Here is an 18,722-nt window from a genome sequence, read left to right on the forward strand (position 1 = left end):
GCATGATTCAACTGGAATGACACAGCACACAGTATTCACACCTACTGTGTCTGTTCCAGCTATTTTCATGCCCGCTTGTTTGTCATGCTCATCTATATTGTCCAAAGTAAAGTTGATATTCAAATTGTCGGCTTGCTTCGGTTCATTCGATTGTACTCGTTGATCAGTTCATCCAGTGCCATGGACTGTTTTAGCACATCGGGATGTCCAAAACCACCCTCGTTATGCTCTACCAACATATGAAGGTTATGTCTAGCATTTTCGATTTGACTTTTCAATTCCATACTCATAACCATCGCCCTTAATACCTCCTTATTTCTGTGTTACATTTTAGGTTTTCCTGTCAATCTATAGTTGGATTAACATTTGGCATAGTTGGCATGGATTTTATGGTTTCTTCTCCATAAGTTGAAAATCGTTCTGTTTTTTTAATATCAGACATTCCGAAAACGGCTTGAAATCGCCTTATTTAGGGTTCAAATGTGATTTTATAGCAGGAATTTCAGTGACGGGCTTCATCATCAAATGATTGTGACATTATTGTGTATGTTGAAAAAACAAAAAGACACCCCTCTATCTACAGGAGCATCCCAAGAGGGCATCCTATATTCAATAGAGAGGTGCTGAGGGTTAGATTAACTTTTTTAACGGGTGACCTTCACCTTAATCACATCACTAGTAACCGATCCACTTGCGTTAATCCATTCCACATGGTACTCATACTCTCCCGGTACTCGGTCTGTAATCACCGCCGTTGCCGTCTGTGCATTCGGGGATGCAGCCGTCAGCGGCTGGCTGTCGATTTCTTGACCGTTCTCATACAGACGATAGGAGGTGGCATTCGTGCCCCACCACATATTCATCGTAATCGTGTAGTTTCCATCCCCATCCCAGTTGTCATGAGAGAGCACCGGCTTCGCTGGTGCAGCATCACGAACGGTTACGGTATGCGGAGCGCATTCGCTCGTTCCCTTTGAATTGATCAGTTTACACGTATACACATACGTGCCATCCGCCCGTCCCGAAATATCCGTGGATGCCTTTTGGGCAGAAGGAGTAGAAGCTGCAAGTTGCTGTGTATCAATCAGTTCACCGTTCTCATACAATTGATACTGTGTACCGTTATTCCCCCACCACATATTCATCGTGATCGTGTATGTTCCATCCGCCAAACCATCGCCATGCTGGTTATCGTCAGACAAGGCAGGTATACCTGGTGCACCTGCGGCTTGGTCTCCAGCAATGACTGTCACTTCTACGGAAAGCTCGGTGATGAGTCCCGCACCATTCACCGCCCGGGCTGTAAAGGTGTGTTTGCCGACCAATCCTGTCAGAGTAATTTCATCACTCTGTTCTACGGCCTCCCCATCCCAAGTCAATTCCAGAAGAGTGATTCCGGACTCCGGATCTTCTGCTTTCACGTTGACTTTGAATGTATCCTCTTCACTCATCTGTTCCGCAGGCATGCCGGTGATGACCGGAGGTGTTGTATCCTCTATTTCTTGCGGAGCACCTACATAACGAATATTCGGTGCCACTGGCTGCTCCATGCCCGCTCCCAGATGGAAGCCGGTATGTGGCGGCTGGTTATAGGCTACATTTTGCCAAGCTACCCCAAGGCGGTAAACCGGATCATGCATCAACGTGCGAATACGCGCATCTGTCTCATCTGTCGTCATATAAATGCGTAATTCCGAGCTGTCCTGGCTGCGCCACATCACTTCTTCGCGCCAGTCGCCAAACAGATCGGCCTGCAAGCTCGGGTTCGCTTTGGTGCCATTGTTCGAAGCCGCGCCTGTTGCTGTCAGCAGATTAACCGTCGTTTGGTTCTGGGCATCCCATTTGTCGACACGAATGCCGTCCAGCAGTTCACGTAGCAGGTCTCCGTCCCACCAGATGCCGAAGTTGGTAGAAGACGGAATCTTCGTCGTGATAAGGTCCCCCTGAGCACTATAGAGCCCAGTGATCGGAATGTGCTGTTCATTCGTAATTGTAGCTGCCCATACTTCCGCCCCCGGATAATTCGGATCAATATCCGCAGCCATGCCGCGTCCGGTGTCCATTCCTGTGTAAACACCCCAGAGAATATCGCCTGTAGCTGCATCACGCATTTCCATACCATACTGCGAATCTTTGTGTTCGTGGACGTCGAACACTTCCAGCCCCGGACGAGTCGGGTCCAGATCACTCAAATGCATGGCATCACCATGCCCGAGTTTTGTATTGTAGAGCGGTTTGCCATCATCATCAACAGCCATTGCGCCAAATGTAATCTCATCCTTGCCATCGCCATCCACATCTGCAACCGAGAGATTGTGGTTTCCTTGGCCTGCATACTCACCGTAGCCTTCGTCGTTAGAGTCGAAACGCCATACTTTGCTCAGCTTGCCATCACGGAAATTGTAGGAAGCCAGCACAGTACGTGTATAATATCCACGGCTGAACATCGCACTTGGATGTTCACCGTCCAGGTACGCCACCGCTGCCAAAAAACGATCCACCCGATTTCCATAGCCATCGCCCCACGAAGCCACATCTCCTCGCGGCGGATCATATTCCACCGTATCCAGGGCAGCCCCGGTTTCCCCATCGAACACGGTCAGAAATTCATCTCCAAGCAGAACGTAACCCGAACTGTTCCGGTGATCTGCATTGGCGTCACCAATGACTTCCCCTTGTCCATCGACAGTACCATCTGCGGTACGCATCATCAGTTCCGCTCTGCCATCTCCATCGAAGTCATAGACCAAGAATGGAGAGTAGTGCGCACCCGCACGAATATTTGGTCCCATATTGATGCGCCATAATCTTGTTCCATCCAGTTTATAGGCATCCATATAGACAATACCGGTATATCCAGACTGGGAATTATCCTTGCCGTTGTTTGGCGACCACATCAGAATAATCTCGTATTCACCATCCCCATCGACATCGCCCACGCTGGCATCACCCGCATAATACGAATACGGCTGTCCGTCTTTCGTATAAGCATCGGCAGGCTTTTGCAGAGGTACAGACAGATACTGCTCCTGCCAAACGCCAAATTCCTTCGTTGCCGCTTTTTCAATGCCGTTTTCTACCATCATGACACGATATTTGGACCCATCGGTGCCTTCGGCATCCGTAAAGTTGGTGCTCCCCGTTATCGGCTCAGCGTTAAGCTTCACACCATCCCGATACAGATTAAAAGCAATCGTCTCGGCATCCAGGCCCAGCATGCGCCAGCCGATATAGTTGCCGTTTTCTGTTTGTACAGCGACCGGAGCACGGTCCAGATACTCCATTTCACGATTCAGCGTCGTTGCTACAGGTGTTTCGAGTACAGCCGATAGTTCGGATACCCCACCCGCATTCACAGACGCCACTTTATAGAAATAAGGAATGGTGCTGAGAATGGTGGAGTCTGTATATGCCGTCTCCTTGGTGCGAGCGAGTAGATCATACGGTCCATCCTGCTTCACAGCACGATAGATTTGATAGGCGCGTGCTCCTGCTGATTCCGTCCAACTGAAAGAGACGTCATGTTTGTTGATGCTCAGTAACGACAGACCTGAAGGAACCTCTGCCTTCTCAACAGATGAATCAATCGTCGATACAGGTAATGCATTGGATGCTACCGATTCCGTACCTGTACGATCTGCAGCTGTTACCGTATATACATAATTCATGCCCAGGTCGACCTTGTTATCGGTATAGGTTGTTGTATCGGCGGTTCCCAGCAGCTCGGCCTTGGCCGCTCCAGTTGACTGACGGTATACCTTATACTGCACATCATCCGCGATAGCATCCCATGACAATGCAGCGGTGATCGGATCACTCTCCAGATCCAGGCCATCCAGTTTCAGATTGGAAGGGGCCACCAATACAGGCGTAATCTCAAGTCCGTTGAGATGCGCTGTAGCCCCACTGAAGACCAGATTCATCTGCCCATCCTGAACGGTAATCTGGTTGATCACTTTCTCTGCAATATTCTGGGCACCGGAAGATACGGTTCCATAATCTTTGCCTTCGATGTTGATGTTGGTTTTTGCTGATCCAATCCAGTCCCCAGTGTACGTCTTGACCGAATAGGTACCATTCGGCAGATCCACTTTGAATTCATATGAGCCGTTAAAATAGATCACAAAGTCACGACGCAGGTTATCCGTCGCACTGCCACGATCCCGATCAGCCATATTGGCGGAAGACGTTAATCCATAACCGCGTTCAGGCGTATACAGCGTATTCCGATTGACTTCCGTATACCCTTCGGCAACCGGGGAGCCTACCGGGCCAAAGTCATATCGATACGTTGCGGATTTGGTGGTGAAGTTGACTTCATCCGATGGTTCGGATTCGCCGCGGCCATTCACAGCGGTTACCCGAACGGTGTACGACTTACCTTCAACCAAACCGCTTAGCGTTAAAGTAGGTATGGTTGCCGTTCCTGCCAGCTTGTAGGCAGTTTCCGGCTCTGTTGAAAGCTTACGATATACTTTGTAGATGTCTGCGGTGTCATCCGCCGTCCATTTCAATACCGCTCCGGCGTTGCTAATGCTGCCCGCCTTCAATCCAGCAGGTTTGGCTGGCACTTCAGCCGGCACTTCAGCATCCTGAACCGCTTCCGATAATGGCAGATCCAGTTCACGAACCGCACCTGCAACCAGACGGGCAATCTGAATGGCTCCATATTCCTGGAAGTGGGTATTATCTGTTGCCCCGTTCGGGAATGCCTGATAGATACCTGGTGATACATGGAGGAAGACAGACAAGGTCGCTTCCGGTCCAATGGAATCATAGTACGCAATGCTGAGTGCGCTCAGATCGATCAACTTCACATTGTTCTCCGAAGCAACTTCCTTCATCGCCTGCACATATTCAGGGAAGGACACATTGAACTTGCCTGTGTCTGCATTAAAATCCCTGCGACCCATTGGGGTGACCAGAATTGGCGTAGCTCCCCGCTGTTCTACTCCGTCTATGTAGGTTTTCAGATAGTTTTTGTAATCGGCAGGTGAAGCATAGCGGTCTGGAACACTGATTGTTGCATCATTATGTCCGAACTGCACGAACAGATAATCTCCCGGACGAATGAGGCGGAGAATCTCATCCAATCGGCCTTCGAATATAAAGGATTTGGAGCTTCGTCCACCAATGGAATGGTTCTTAATCTCCACGGCATCACTGAAAAAGGACGGGAACATTTGCCCCCAACCCGCTTGGGGCTCCCAATATGGATTATATGTTTGCATCGTGGAGTCACCCGCAAGGTACACGGCAGGTTTATTACCAGCTTCGCGTTCCTGCTGTTGGGTGATCACGAGGGCATTGATATTAGCGGCCGCTCCAGAGAATTCAAAGTTCATCTGCCCATCCACCAGAGCGATATCGAAACTCATCTCCAGATATTCACCCGCTGCCTTGGGGTTCAGCTGAACCTTGTTCATGCTCTCCACCTTGATCGCAATATCGGTGCTGCCTGCACTGTCGCCAGCGACCAGAGAGACGGTGTAATCACCGTTGGGCAGGTCTACCTTAAATCCGCCCCCTTCGGCAATTTTGACAAAATCCGATTTCACCGGATCACTTGTACCCCGATCCTGAACCATTACCTTGGATACATCGGTGAAGCCATACCCCTGTTCCACCGAATAGGCAGACGTCGCGTCCACACCTGTGTATCCATTCGCAACAGCTCCTGAACCAAAGTCGAATTTGGAAGTGCCTCCACCCGCTGCTTCATCAGCCGATACGGCTGCACTTGCTGTTGGTGTGCCAAACATTGTCCCCCAACCCAGACTGGAAATCGTAAATACCCATAGGAGCAAAACCAAGCCAACCTGCCGCGACTTCGCGATCATGAACACCCATCCTTTCATTTCCTCATCATGAAATGATTAAAGCCAGAACGATGGTACAACCCATAAGTAAGCGCTTGCATTTTGTTGTTTGATAAAAGAACTACTTTTGGATTAACTGATCACCTCTTTAATTTTAATTTCCAAATTCTTTAATGCTTCACATCAGTAAACTTTGAGACAAAGGTTTTCATTTCCCCTCGATACTATCCCTTCTTCCAGGGAATGAACATGTAAATTTCCGTCTTTTTCCACCAAAAAACCGATTTCTTCATTTATGATCTCTAACACAAGCCTCACAAGGGGTCCGCTAAGGCTCCAAAAGGTAATAAAATCCCTTTTCATACGAGGGTCATTCAGGTACAATAGGGCGATGTGTGTGTCCGGACCAGGCGGATACGAATTACGAAGTATAGAGGACGGTTCAGTTCTATCGGATCATCCTGATTTGATTATTTGGAGGCTCATCAACACCATGCAAACCGATTCACAGACTAAAGTCAAAATCATAAACGCCGATCCCAGCGCGATGGGATTATTTGGGTTGGCCATCGTCACTCTGGTCGCTTCCTCCCAAAAGCTTGGCATTACAGACGGCCTCAGCTACGCTATTCCTTGGGCCATTTTCCTCGGCGCCTTTGCCCAGCTGTTCGCTTGCATTCAGGATTCCAAACGCAACAATACCTTTGGTACAACTGCCTTCGGCGCATACGCATTCTTCTGGTTCGCGATGGGTGCCAACTGGCTGATCAAAATGGGCGTGTTTGGTTCTACTTTGGCAGAACAGGCCGATGGCAAGCAGCTCGGATTTGCTTTTGCCGGATACCTTGTGTTCACCCTGTTCATGACGCTGGGTGCCGTGGAAGCCAACAAAGTATTGCTCATCATATTTATTCTCATCGACTTCCTGTTCCTTGGTCTGACCTTTGACGCTTTCGGCGTAGCTCCTCATATCTTCCATACCATTGCAGCGTATGCTGAAATGGGAATTGGAATCGTGTCCTTATACGGCACAGGTGCTTCCGTTCTGAATGCTCATTTCGGCTACACGTTCTTGCCCATCGGCAAACCGTCCGGCATTTTCAGACCCAAGGCTTAATATACAGCATCAAACCGCCCGCGCGCCGGTCCGCGCCAGGCGGTTTTTTTGAATTATGCCTTCAATTGAATATCCATTTGACGGACACCTATACTAGAACTAACATATAGAGACGATGGACCCGGCGAACTTGCAGAGTGCATGAGCCATACTGTCAGGAGGAAAAAGTGGATGAGAGAGATACCTAAACCTACAGAGCTTGACCAAGTAGAGAAAAAATACATGCGTGAGACACGTTGTTTCAAGACAGCAAGAGTGTTCCCCACCGACGTCAACAATCATAACACGTTGTTTGGCGGAAAACTTATGTCCTACATCGATGACATCGCCTCCATTACAGCATCCAAGTTATGCAGGGTAAATACCGTCACGGCTTCAACCGATTCAGTCGATTTCCTGTATCCGATTAACCCGACGGATTCCGTGACGTTGGAATCCTTTGCTTCCTGGACGGGACGAAGTTCGATGGAGATTTTTGTGAAAGTGATCCGTGAGGATCTGAAGACCGGGGAAAAGAAGATTGCGGCAACCGCATTCCTCACCTTTGTCGCCTTGGACGAAAACAACCGCAAACTAATCGTCCCCCGCATCATTCCGGAGACGGAAGAAGAGAAGAAATTATACGAGACCGCTCCAGCCCGGGCGGCCATGCGGAAACAACGGCGGGAAGAAAGTAAAAAATTTGCCGACTTCCTTACCGTCACCTACCCTTGGGAATAAGAGAAACTCCTGCAGCTTCACAAGTCCAAGGGTCATTCAACATGCTTATCTGGACGATGCCGGAAACGTGGATACCGCCCTGCTATCCGGCAGTTCGCCGCCCATGGCGACACACCACTGTTGATAGATGCGATAGGCAGCGCCACTCTCCAGCAAACCCTGGCATGTGTAGATCCCCTCTTCTATGGAGTTGACACGCCCCGTCGCATACAGACGGAACCCGCCGTTCAACAGAACCTGGTTCACAAAGGCGATATGCCCATTCCCGCTCAACACGGCTTCACCTACTTCAAGCTGTTTGGCTGCCGTCCACACCAGCTCCGGCGCAGGAATATCCAGGTCATAGGCGGCCGGGTCTACCAATTCAAGCTTCATCTCGCCCTGTTCCACGGCATAGACTCGGGTTGGCCGATCAATATAGAGGTCTTCCGAACCCTCCATCCCCTGTACAACATAAGCACGACGATATTGGAAACGGGTGAGCAGCTTGGAAATCCGATCCAGAAACGTATTATGAAATACACCAAAAACCAAATATGGCGAATGGTTAAAATTAATCAGTTTCTCCGCTGTATTCAGAACTGTACGAAATCCAAGCTCTTCCCGCAAAGGTCGAAGCTTCCGGAGAGGAGCACACCAATCCTCGGATGAAACATACATCACTCCAGTACGCAGACCAGCACTTCTGGCATCTTCACGGTCCATCTCCCAAGTATTGATCCCTGCTTTTCTTAACAACACTGATAGCGTTACTCCCCACTTCGGTGGCAGAGGTTCACTTCCATGCAATGTCACTGGAAGGCCGGCAGCGGCGAGCATAAATGCTGTCGGAAATGTGGCCATAAAGGACTTGGTTCGTCCATCATACGGGCCAGCGCAATCCAGTCCGTCCGAAAATATGGACAAACGCTCCGCATGGTTCTGGCAAGCATGAACAAACGCTTCAAGTTCTTCGACATTTTCCATTTTCATTCGCTCAGCCATAAGAAAGGCAGCCGTCTGGGCAGGCGATACCTCCTGTCTGAGAATTTTCTCCGCTACAGCCAGTGCCTCCGCATAGCTCAAATCACGCGAACCCCGTTTCCCCCGCCCGACTTCCCTGAGTATCTCGGACATATCCATAAAAAGCCCTCCTTCCCATTAAGACTGGAGCAGTTGATGCGCCTTCACTATGGCTGTTGCCACATCCACCATCCGTTTACGTTCATCCATTGCTTTCTTGCGCAGCAAGTCATAGGCTTCCGATTCGGAAATTTGCTTCAGATCACACAAAATTGCTTTGGCCATGTCAATCCATTTCCGGTCCTCCAGCCTGGATTGCAGCTGCTTGCGCTCCTGCTCCCACTGCTTGCGTTCCATATAACGCCTGGCTGCAAAATGAAGGGTCCAGTGAATCTCTGGTCCGTTCATGGAGGGCGTGAGTATCCCGTCAAAGGATGTCTCGACCTCGCAGGACTCTGCCGAAGAAGAGGCTGTATCCGGAGCGCACCACCAGAGCAGCGGCGTGTCCGACTTCCCCTTTCCCAGACATTGCACCCAGTATTCCATGTCTGCCAGAGACAGATGAAGAATGGATGCGTCAGCTCCGCCAGCCAACTTCAGCGCCTCCGTCTCACTGTCTGTCACCCGGACTTGATACCCATTCGCCCCCAGTAGCTTCTCCGGCGTCAGAGGGATTGCATCAATCGGGGCAGATAGTGTTGGCTGAACACGGATGACCAATAAAGATCGCATGATGGATCAATCCCTCCCTGTTACATTTGGCATACTCAGATAAAAGGGGAGCATCGTATGTTCTTCGCCCCTCACACATGTCACATTACCTTACAATATGAGCAAAACTGTATTTAATGACTTCCATTGCCGAAGTAAATCAAGGTCGTTCGATCATCTTGCCGATAAACCCATGTAAACATAATTAACTTTAAATTTCAAATACTTTTTTATGTTAACTATATTGACATGATGAGAAGGATCTTTTATAGTTAGGCCATAACAACTCCATATTTGAATCATTCTCAGCTACAACGGCGTAGCTGATTGAAACGGCAATGAAGCCTGTTTTGCAATCTCGGAGCAAGGGATGCGTATGTAAATGCGCAGTCCTCCGAGGCATAACAGGCTTTTTCTATTTTAGAGCAATGTTGTAGGCAATTCGCAGAATGGAATCAAGGGGGCTAATCACAATGAGTACAACGAAAAAACTGGTGCTGGTCGGCAATGGTATGGCAGGTATTCGTACAATTGAACATATTCTAAAACTTGCTCCGCATGCTTATGAAATTACGGTTTTCGGTGCTGAGCCGCACCCCAACTACAATCGCATCATGCTCTCCTCTGTACTGGCAGGTGGCACGAGCATTGAAGATATCGTAATCAACGAATGGAGCTGGTATGAAGATAACGGCATTCGGGTATACCCAGGCGATCCTGTCATTAGGATCAATGCCGAGCGCAAGGAAGTGGTCTCCCAGGCAGGTGTCCGTGCGTCTTATGATGAGCTGATTCTGGCAACAGGATCACAGGCATTCATTCTGCCTTTACCTGGAGCAGACAAGGAAGGTGTCATTGGTTTCCGTGATATCAAAGACTGTGAGACGATGATGGCTGCCTCGCAAAAGTATCGCAAAGCTGCAGTTATTGGAGGTGGCCTGCTTGGACTGGAAGCTGCACGCGGCTTGCTCAATCTGGGCATGGACGTTACGGTCATCCACATTAACGGACATCTGATGGACCGGAATCTGGATTTGCCAGCTGGTCTGATGCTCCAGCGGGAGCTTGAGGCACAGGGGATGAAGTTCCTTTTGAACAAACATACCGAAGAAATCACAGGCAAACATCGTGTTAAAGCCATTCGTTTCACCGACCAAACGGTGCTTGAAGCCGATCTCGTCGTCATGGCCGTCGGAATAAGGCCGCAGGTTGAACTGGCCCGTCAGGCCGGATTGAACGTGAGCCGGGGTGTCATCGTTGATGATTATATGAATACAAGTATTCCAGGCATCTCGGCAGTCGGTGAATGTGCAGAGCACCGCGGCATTGCGTATGGATTGGTGGCCCCATTGTATGAACAGGGGATGGTCCTGGCCAAACGTCTGGCGGGTGCAGCGACTGAAGGATATGAAGGGTCAGTGACTTCGACCAAGCTGAAGGTTTCCGGTGTGGATGTATTCTCTGCAGGACAATTCAAGGATGCGGCAGATACCCGCAGTATTCGTATACAGGATGATGTGGATGGAGTCTATAAAAAGATGGTCATGAAAGACGGTCAGCTGATTGGAGCTGTACTATTCGGGGATACAACAGATGGCGCCTCCCTCTTCTCTCTCATTAAAAGTGGTGAGAACATTAGTGGACGCGAAAAAGAAATATTGCTCGGGGTATCGGCCGGAGGTTCAGGATCTGGTCCATCGGTAGCTGAGCGCATGGCAGCTATGCCAGATGATGAAATTGTCTGCGGTTGTAATGGTGTCACAAAATCTGCCATCGGTGATGCAGTACTGAACAAGGGATGCAACACGCTGGGTGCCATTAAGTCTTGTACCAAAGCTTCTGCGTCCTGTGGAGGATGTAAACCGATTGTGGAATCCCTGCTCGTCCATTATGCAGGTGATGCTGTGGGTGAACAGGTGAAGGAAGGCATCTGTGGTTGTACCTCCTATGACCGTGACGAGATTGTTGCCCAGATCAAGGAGATGGGACTGAAAACCGTGAAGGAAGTTATGAATGTACTCGGTTGGAATGAGCCTGAAGGCTGCTCCAAATGCCGTCCATCCCTCAACTATTATCTCGGCATGATCTGGCCGACCGAATATGAGGATGAACGAGTATCCAAATTCACGAATGAGAGGTATCACGCCAACATTCAGAAAGACGGCACCTATTCTGTTATTCCACGGATCTATGGCGGTGTCACTTCCCCGGCAGAGTTAATGAAGATTGCCGCAGTTGCAGAGAAATACGATGTACCCATGGTGAAATTCACGGGTGGGCAAAGGCTCGATCTGCTCGGTGTACAGAAGGAAAATCTGCCGAAGATTTGGGAAGAGCTTGATATGCCTTCCGGCTTCGGTTATGGCAAGGCACTGCGAACCGTCAAGACTTGTGTCGGCAACACCTTCTGCCGATTCGGAACACAGGATTCCATTGAGATGGGCATTCGTCTGGAGAAAAAACTCGACAAGATGGTCGCTCCTGCCAAAGTGAAACTCGCTGTCTCAGGTTGTCCACGGAACTGTGCGGAGGCAACGATTAAGGATCTCGGTGTTGTTGCCATTGACGGAGCATGGGAACTGCATGTCGGTGGCAACGGTGGCGTTAAGGTCCGTGCAGCCGAGCTGTTATGTACGGTGAAGACGGACGCTGAAGTGGAAGAGTGGACGTACGCCTACCTCCAATATTATAGAGAGAACGCACGATGGAATGAGAGAACAGCGGCTTGGATTGAACGGGTCGGTCTGGATCATGTAAAAAAAGCACTGGAAGACCGAGACGTACGTCTCGCACTGGTAGAAAGACTTGAACTTACCCTGGGTCGCACCGTCGATCCGTGGAAAGAGATCATTGAAGACGAGAAACTGCGTAAAAACTTCACCCCACTCGCTGGCACACAGCCGGCAGCCCACTAGAAGAGGAGGATCAGCGATGAACCGATTGCGAATTGGACACCTTGCGGATATTGATGAAAAGGGCTCACGAACATTTAAGGTACAGGATACCGAAATTGCCGTCTTCAAACTGAGTGACGGAAGTCTGCGCGCTGTAGAGAATCGCTGCCCCCACAAAGGCGGCAGACTGTCCGAAGGCATGGTATGCGGGACGGCAGTCCACTGCCCCCTTCATGACTGGAAGATTGATCTTCGCAGCGGCAAGGTACACGAACCGGATGAAGGTTGCCTGAACACGTACCCGACAGAAGTGGACGGAAACAGCGGAGAAATCTACATTACCATTGCAGGCTAAATGATAAGGTTACCCTGACATCAAGGAGGAGTACGCTATGGATTTTGTTAAACCGGCAGAAGTGCTGCAATCGATGGTCGAAGCAGGAGAAAGCAAAGCCCGAATGAACCGGGTACAGATGCTGATCCGAGGTTTTTTGGCGGGAGCCATCCTTGCCTTTGCAACGACCTTGGCGTATACCGCTGTATCTCAAACTTCCGTTGGTTTGGCAGGTGCATTGATTTTCCCGGCAGGGTTCGTTATTATCATTCTGCTGGGGCTTGAACTCGTAACCGGCAGCTTTGCCCTAATCCCGCTCGCGGTGATGAAGCGCAAAGTCAGTGTGACGGATATGCTGAGCAATTACTTCTGGGTCATTGCAGGCCATGTGATCGGATGTTTATTCTATGCTCTATTATATGGGCTGACTCTCACCAAAATGGGGACGGATATGAGCAATCCGCTCATCCAAACGCTAATCCAGACCAGTGAAGCCAAAACACTCGGGTATCAACACCTGGGCGGAGCAGGTATTGCTCTTGTAATTATCAAAGCCATTCTATGTAACTGGATGGTTACTCTCGGTGCAGTCATGGCGATGACCTCCACTTCTACCCTCGGCAAAATTGCGGCGATGTGGCTGCCCATTACTATATTTTTCGCACAAGGTTTCGAACACGCTGTAGTGAACATGTTTGTCATTCCGGCAGGCATGATGCTGGGTGCTGATGTCAGTATTGGAGACTGGTGGCTGTGGAATCAGATTCCCGTGCTGGCGGGCAATTTCATTGGCGGAGCCATATTTACAGGCTTTGGCCTTTATGCAGCTCATCGATGGGGAAGTCCTGCCAAGCTTTCATCCACACTGGCAACCATTCCAGGCGGCCGTTCGAGACTGACCAGCCCTGATACTGCATCCAAGCTGGGGACACGATCATGAGCCAGGGTCTGGTAAGTATCGTTGGTGCAGGTCCTGGAGATCCGGAGCTGATTACGGTAAAAGCTCTGAAACGTATCCAGTCCGCAGATGTCATCCTGTATGATCGACTTGTTAGTGATCAGTTGCTCGCAGAGGCCCGTGAAGGAACGCTCCGCATTTACTGCGGCAAAGCTCCGGGTCTGCATGCAATGACTCAGGAAATGATCGGACGCATACTGGCTGCGCATGCCGCTGAAGGTAAACAGGTGGTTCGACTCAAGGGCGGCGATCCATTCATCTTTGGGCGTGGAGGTGAGGAAGCTATTGTCCTTGCACAAGCCGGGATTCCATTCGAGGTCATTCCGGGCATCACTTCAGCTGTGGGTACATCCGCTTCATCTTTTATTCCGTTAACCCATCGCGGAGTGGCTTCCTCCTTCGCATGTGTAACCGGAACCGGCAGCGACGGAAACGTATCCTCTGTCCGTTGGGACCTGCTCGCCCATAGTGTAGACACTCTGGTGATCTACATGGGCATCAGTCAACTGCCCCAGATCCAGCACGAATTGCTTCACCATGGCAAAAGCGGCTGCACACCAGCAGCGCTGATTGAACGAGGCACCACCTCGCAGGAGCGAATTATTACAGGTACACTTGCCGAGCTTCATTCACTCGCCCTGTCGCAGAACGTGAGTAATCCGGCGTTAATCATGATTGGAGAGGCTGTTCGTGTACGTGAACAGGTCCTTCAACTACAGCTGGCGGCCAACACCTCCCTGACAGGGTAACTGAAATCTACCTTATCTAATCCAACATCATACGTTCATGAATCGTCCGACCCTTCTGCCCTGGTTCAATCAGCAGACGGGTCGGTTTGATGTTAATTAATGCTGTCAGCTGCTCTCCCATGTAATGTGCCGAATATTTGAATCCGATCTCGGCCCAGTGCATAATGACACCAACCGTTGCAGAAACAAGATAACTCAGCATGATGTCATAATTAATGGTGTACTCACTGTCTTCAGTTACGAGAATGAAGTCTTCCGTTAGATAGGTGCGGAACATGTTACTTAACCGGGAAGCCATATCACTGTGCATCATCATTAAGGCCCGAAAAATATCCTGATGAGCTTCGATATATTCAAACACCGGCATCGTGGATGGCAGCAATGCCGTCATATCCACTTCCTTCAACTTCGCGTAAGGCTCTGCATAAGCTTGTCCCACACCCTGCATGAAATCATCCAAAATAAATTGCAGCAGCTCCGGTTTGCCAGGAAAATGCAAATAAAAAGTTCCCCTGTTATAGTCCGCCCGCTCCGTAATATCCCGGATGGTGACGGCGTCAGCTCCCTTTTCCAATATCAATGTAACCGCTGCCGCAATGATGGCATCCTGCGTTCTTCGTGCTCTCCGATCCTGAGGATGTTCGATAATCAACATTTCCACCTCCTTTGTCCATTATTGTAACCTAATTGAACACCGCTTACATCTCTGTCCGATAGCAGACATATGCGCTGTCAATGATGATTGTCACATTCCTATGTATATCTTAACATTAAGACAGGAACGATAGACGACAGGTTGAATGTTTTCTCTTCATTAACCTGATCCCCATTCATAAGGAGCGAATAAATCATGAGTACAGCATATACCCAAACAGCCGTCATTACTGGAGCAGCCGGAGGCATTGGTAAAGAACTGGCACGTCGTCTCGCTGAACGCAAAATTAATCTGGTGCTGGTCGATCTGAACGAAGAAGCCATTCAGCAAACGATCACAGATCTGGGTCTCGACAAAGAACACGTCATTGCGGTAAAAGCGAACGTGTCTCAGGAAGCAGACGTAAAAAACTATGTTCAGCAAGCGCTTGATACATTTGGCAGAATCGATTATTTCGCCAACAATGCCGGGATTGAAGGTCCGACGGGGCTAATCGAAGACCTGAGCGTTGAAGCACTCGACCTTGTATATAACGTCAACGTGCGCGGCGTATTCCTTGGCTTGCAGAATGTGATCCCGGTCATGAAAAAACAAAAATCCGGTGCAATTCTGAATACGTCTTCCCTCGCAGGTCTAATGGGCGCTCCTGCCGTATCTCCTTATATCATGTCCAAACATGCCGTTGTTGGTCTTACCCGTACAGCAGCCAATGAACTTGCGCCTTACGGTATCCGGGTTAACGCCGTATTGCCAGGAACGATCAACACACGCATGATGCGTCAAATCGAAGCAAACTCCGGTAATGTGGAAGATTATCAATCCGCTACCGTAGCGAGCATTCCGATGGGCCGGTACGGTGAGCCGGAAGAAGTCGCAGCGATCATGAACTTCCTGTTGTCCGAAGAGGCTTCGTATGTGACAGCTTCGCTCTACACTGTAGATGGCGGTATGATGGGTCAATAAAAAGCGGCACCGTTGGGCGATCCGAAAGGACGTGCGCGAAGCCGGTCAGTACAATCTAGAAAAGACCTCAACACCACTATAACGTGGAGGTTGAGGTCTTTTTACTAACTGGTTCTAAAGAATCCAGGAAGTCTGAATAGCACCGAAAACCCACCTGAATAGCCTCAATCAGGTTCGTTAGATGTTTGCCTTCTTAATCCACGTATCCTGCATGGCCTTTTTCCATCAAGTAGTCCATCTCGGCATCCAGAATGCCTTCAACGGTCAATTCATCCAGCTTCACGTCTTTGCGGCTTAGAATATAGTCGGCCAGATCATCACCGTCGATATCCACGTCACCTTTGGCATTTTCATGCGCCTTGTTAATGTACGCTTGCTCATGCTTCAAAACAAGGGCGATATTCGCTTGGCTCGCCTTGGTCTTCTTCGCAATATACTCCATCATTTCCTGTTCGTTAATCGCATTTGTTTCAGTCACGTTCTCTGTCAGCTCCTTGATTCATACATACTGTTGCCATTGTAGCATAGGTTAACCCATTACAGGCAGAACTTATGCCTGACGAGCGTTAACTCTTTTTCCAGTCCCGTATTCCGCAATTGTAATCAACTATATCTTCAGCTTTAGGACAAGCGGACGTAGAATGTCGCACCTTCACCTACAACACTGCGAGCATAAATCTCGCCTTTGTGCTGATCCACAATCGAACGCGCAATCGCCAAACCAAGTCCGTGTCCCCCATGTTTGCGTGCTCTGGAGGCATCGGTACGATAAAATCGGTCAAAAATCCGGTCCAGATGTTCCGGCGCGATGCCGTCCCCTGTATTGGAAACTGCCAGCACGACCTCATGGTTCTGTTTCTTCAGCGATACGTTGACCGATCCTTTGGGTCTGGAGTATTTCACGGCGTTATCCAGCAGGATCAAAATGACCTGTTTAATCTGTTCGCTGTTCCCATGAACCATGAGCTGTGGTTCAATGCTGTAATCCAGTGATATATTTTTCTCAAAAATGACCGCTTCCATTGTCAGAATAATCGTTTCAACTGCATCACTCATATTAAATCGGGAGTGAATCATCGAGGCACGCGAATCGTCAATTTGAGTCAGATACAACAGATCATTCGTCAGTCCAGACATGCGTTCCGTCTCTGACTTGATGTAATGCAGCCATTTGGCCTGATTCTCAATCGTATCCTCCCGGTTCGCGAGCAGGACATCTGTATTGGTGTTAATAATTGCAAGCGGCGTTTTCAGTTCATGCGAGGCATCGGCAATAAACTGCTTCTGCTTCTCGAACGCTTCCTTCACCGGGGCGATGGAACGATTGGCAAAATAGCGGCTTAGAAAGTAGATGACGATAACCATAACCAATCCGACAACTGCAAACGTATAGATCAGGTTTGTGAGAATACCCTGTTGAGCCGTCACATCAATGAAAACAATCATGTGCCCATTGCTACTTGGGTCAATCACATAAGCCCAAGCTGTCCCATCCAGTGAAAATTGGCCAGTCTTTCGATCCCCGTCGTTAACTTTATCAACCTTTTGCAGTGCCTCGGTATAGAACGTCTCCTCCATATCAAACCTGGAGTTCGTATCCGTGATCTTCCATGCACTGTCCGTCTTGATCATAAACGATATGGAGCGCCCGGGCGGTGAGTTCGGAGCTCCTCCCGGCGCCCCATTTCCAACAGAATCGGATGGTGGTGATCCTGCTCCAGCATTCCCTTGATCCCCGCGCGGTACCTTGTTGGAACCGTAAGGATTATGATAGAAATCCGATACTTTGAATAGCTCCATGTTGGTTTCCCGCTGTACATTCTGGTACGTAATGATATAGATTGTTGCAAAAGCAACCAGCATCATAATTGAAATGGATACCAGGTTCACAATCAGAAATCGATTTCTGAGTTTCTTGAACATCAGGACGTCACCTCAAGTACATACCCCACCCCACGAATCGTATTAATGCGAACTGTGGAGTTCAAGAAGGTCAACTTTTTACGCAAAAACGAGATGTACACCTCCACGTTGTTATATTCCACTTCCGAATCGAATCCCCACAGCTTCTCGATAATCTGCTCTTTGGAAGTAATGGCCTGTTTGCGCGTGATTAGCAGTTCCAGCAGTTCATTTTCCTTCAGATTCAGCTTAATCTCCTTGCCTTGAACACTCAGCTTCAGCTGCGTCGTGTTCAGTTCGATATCTCCAAACTTCAGTGCATCTTCCGGTACAACCTCTCCCTTTCTTCTCAGGGCTGCCCGAATCCGGGCGAGCAATTCCTCCGTGGCAAAGGGCTTTGCTATATAATCATCGGCTCCATAATCCAGCCCGGTAACCTTGTCCGACAACTCACCTTTGGCCGTCAGAAGAATAACCGGCGTATGGTTGCCTTCACTGCGCAGTTTTCTCAATACCGTAATCCCGTCCATTTCCGGCATCATGATGTCAAGCAGCAGCAGATCATAAATGCCGCTCAGCGCATAGTCCAGTCCCTTACTTCCGTCATGGACCATGTCAACGGAGTAATTGTTTTTCTTCAATATTTGTGACACGGCTTCCGCCAAGTGAACCTCATCTTCCGCAATAAGTATTCTCATCGGTTCTTCATTCCCTCTGCATGAATTGGTTTCGTTATATGTCGATCTATTATACCAACGATTGTAGCAACCGAACCTTGAATCAATCTTAATTCATTATTTTCGGAGAACTATTAAAGGAAGGTAAAAAAAGATTAACGGAATGTAAAATCATTTAAGGTTCATTCAAGGTTGGCGCTCTAAGATACAGACATGGAAGC

15 protein-coding genes are annotated in these 18,722 nt (G+C 49.1%); 7 read left to right on the plus strand and 8 right to left on the minus strand.

The window, feature by feature from the left end:
- Nucleotides 1-119 precede the first annotated feature (119 nt).
- Complete coding sequence (locus PPA03S_RS11560; protein WP_062322929.1) at nt 120-296, minus strand: aspartyl-phosphate phosphatase Spo0E family protein; 177 nt, start codon at nt 294-296, stop codon at nt 120-122.
- Nucleotides 297-644: 348 nt separating this feature from the next.
- Nucleotides 645-5,840 carry a rhamnogalacturonan lyase family protein gene (locus PPA03S_RS34220; protein ID WP_062322931.1) on the minus strand — a complete coding sequence of 1,732 codons (5,196 nt, stop codon included), beginning with the start codon at nt 5,838-5,840 and terminating at the stop codon, nt 645-647.
- Between the two features lie 472 nt (nt 5,841-6,312).
- On the opposite strand from PPA03S_RS34220, the gene PPA03S_RS11570 reads away from it, so the two are divergent.
- Complete coding sequence (locus PPA03S_RS11570) at nt 6,313-6,936, plus strand: acetate uptake transporter (RefSeq protein ID WP_062322933.1); 624 nt, start codon at nt 6,313-6,315, stop codon at nt 6,934-6,936.
- 171 nt (nt 6,937-7,107) lie between these two features.
- Nucleotides 7,108-7,656 carry an acyl-CoA thioesterase gene (locus tag PPA03S_RS11575; RefSeq protein ID WP_062322935.1) on the plus strand — a complete coding sequence of 183 codons (549 nt, stop codon included), beginning with the start codon at nt 7,108-7,110 and terminating at the stop codon, nt 7,654-7,656.
- A 45-nt stretch (nt 7,657-7,701) separates the two neighbouring features.
- Here the strand turns inward: PPA03S_RS11575 and PPA03S_RS11580 are convergent, their stop codons facing one another.
- Together PPA03S_RS11580 and PPA03S_RS11585 are read right to left on the minus strand one after the other, a co-directional pair.
- Nucleotides 7,702-8,778, minus strand: a complete 1,077-nt coding sequence (locus PPA03S_RS11580) for an anthranilate phosphoribosyltransferase (RefSeq protein WP_062322937.1) — start codon at nt 8,776-8,778, stop codon at nt 7,702-7,704.
- A gap of 18 nt (nt 8,779-8,796) precedes the next feature.
- Entirely contained in the window at nt 8,797-9,390 is a 594-nt protein-coding gene (locus tag PPA03S_RS11585) for an ANTAR domain-containing response regulator (protein ID WP_062322939.1), read from the minus strand.
- A 452-nt stretch (nt 9,391-9,842) separates the two neighbouring features.
- On the opposite strand from PPA03S_RS11585, the gene nirB reads away from it, so the two are divergent.
- Genes nirB through cobA form a run of 4 tightly spaced genes read left to right on the plus strand, consistent with a single transcriptional unit; the run spans nt 9,843 to nt 14,304 of the window.
- Complete coding sequence (nirB, locus tag PPA03S_RS11590) at nt 9,843-12,284, plus strand: nitrite reductase large subunit NirB (protein WP_062322941.1); 2,442 nt, start codon at nt 9,843-9,845, stop codon at nt 12,282-12,284.
- Between the two features lie 16 nt (nt 12,285-12,300).
- Entirely contained in the window at nt 12,301-12,618 is a 318-nt protein-coding gene (nirD, locus tag PPA03S_RS11595) for a nitrite reductase small subunit NirD (RefSeq protein WP_062322943.1), read from the plus strand.
- A gap of 37 nt (nt 12,619-12,655) precedes the next feature.
- Nucleotides 12,656-13,537, plus strand: coding sequence for a formate/nitrite transporter family protein (locus PPA03S_RS11600; protein WP_062322945.1), 882 nt, complete (start codon nt 12,656-12,658; stop codon nt 13,535-13,537).
- Nucleotides 13,534-14,304, plus strand: a complete 771-nt coding sequence (gene cobA, locus PPA03S_RS11605) for a uroporphyrinogen-III C-methyltransferase (protein WP_062322947.1) — start codon at nt 13,534-13,536, stop codon at nt 14,302-14,304. The genes PPA03S_RS11600 and cobA overlap by 4 nt, the downstream gene beginning before the upstream one ends.
- A 16-nt stretch (nt 14,305-14,320) precedes the next feature.
- Here the strand turns inward: cobA and PPA03S_RS11610 are convergent, their stop codons facing one another.
- Nucleotides 14,321-14,959: a TetR/AcrR family transcriptional regulator gene (locus PPA03S_RS11610; protein WP_062322950.1), complete on the minus strand. Its 639-nt coding sequence runs from the start codon at nt 14,957-14,959 to the stop codon at nt 14,321-14,323.
- Between the two features lie 195 nt (nt 14,960-15,154).
- Between PPA03S_RS11610 and PPA03S_RS11615 the strand changes: the two genes are divergently transcribed.
- Entirely contained in the window at nt 15,155-15,922 is a 768-nt protein-coding gene (locus PPA03S_RS11615; protein ID WP_062322952.1) for an SDR family NAD(P)-dependent oxidoreductase, read from the plus strand.
- A 193-nt stretch (nt 15,923-16,115) separates the two neighbouring features.
- Here PPA03S_RS11615 and PPA03S_RS11620 read toward each other — a convergent pair whose 3' ends face one another.
- The 3 genes from PPA03S_RS11620 to PPA03S_RS11630 all read right to left on the minus strand — a co-directional run bounded on the left by PPA03S_RS11620 (nt 16,116) and on the right by PPA03S_RS11630 (nt 18,522).
- A complete protein-coding gene (locus PPA03S_RS11620) occupies nt 16,116-16,367 on the minus strand; it encodes a hypothetical protein (protein WP_062323202.1) in 252 nt (83 codons plus the stop codon).
- Between the two features lie 176 nt (nt 16,368-16,543).
- Nucleotides 16,544-17,845 (minus strand): sensor histidine kinase, encoded by a 1,302-nt coding sequence (locus PPA03S_RS11625; RefSeq protein ID WP_062322954.1) that lies wholly within the window; start codon nt 17,843-17,845, stop codon nt 16,544-16,546.
- Nucleotides 17,845-18,522, minus strand: coding sequence for a response regulator transcription factor (locus PPA03S_RS11630; protein ID WP_062322956.1), 678 nt, complete (start codon nt 18,520-18,522; stop codon nt 17,845-17,847). Before PPA03S_RS11630 ends, PPA03S_RS11625 begins: the two co-directional genes overlap by 1 nt.
- Nucleotides 18,523-18,722 lie beyond the last annotated feature (200 nt).

The sequence above is a fragment of the Paenibacillus pabuli NBRC 13638 genome (genome assembly GCF_001514495.1).
GTDB lineage: Bacteria > Bacillota > Bacilli > Paenibacillales > Paenibacillaceae > Paenibacillus > Paenibacillus pabuli.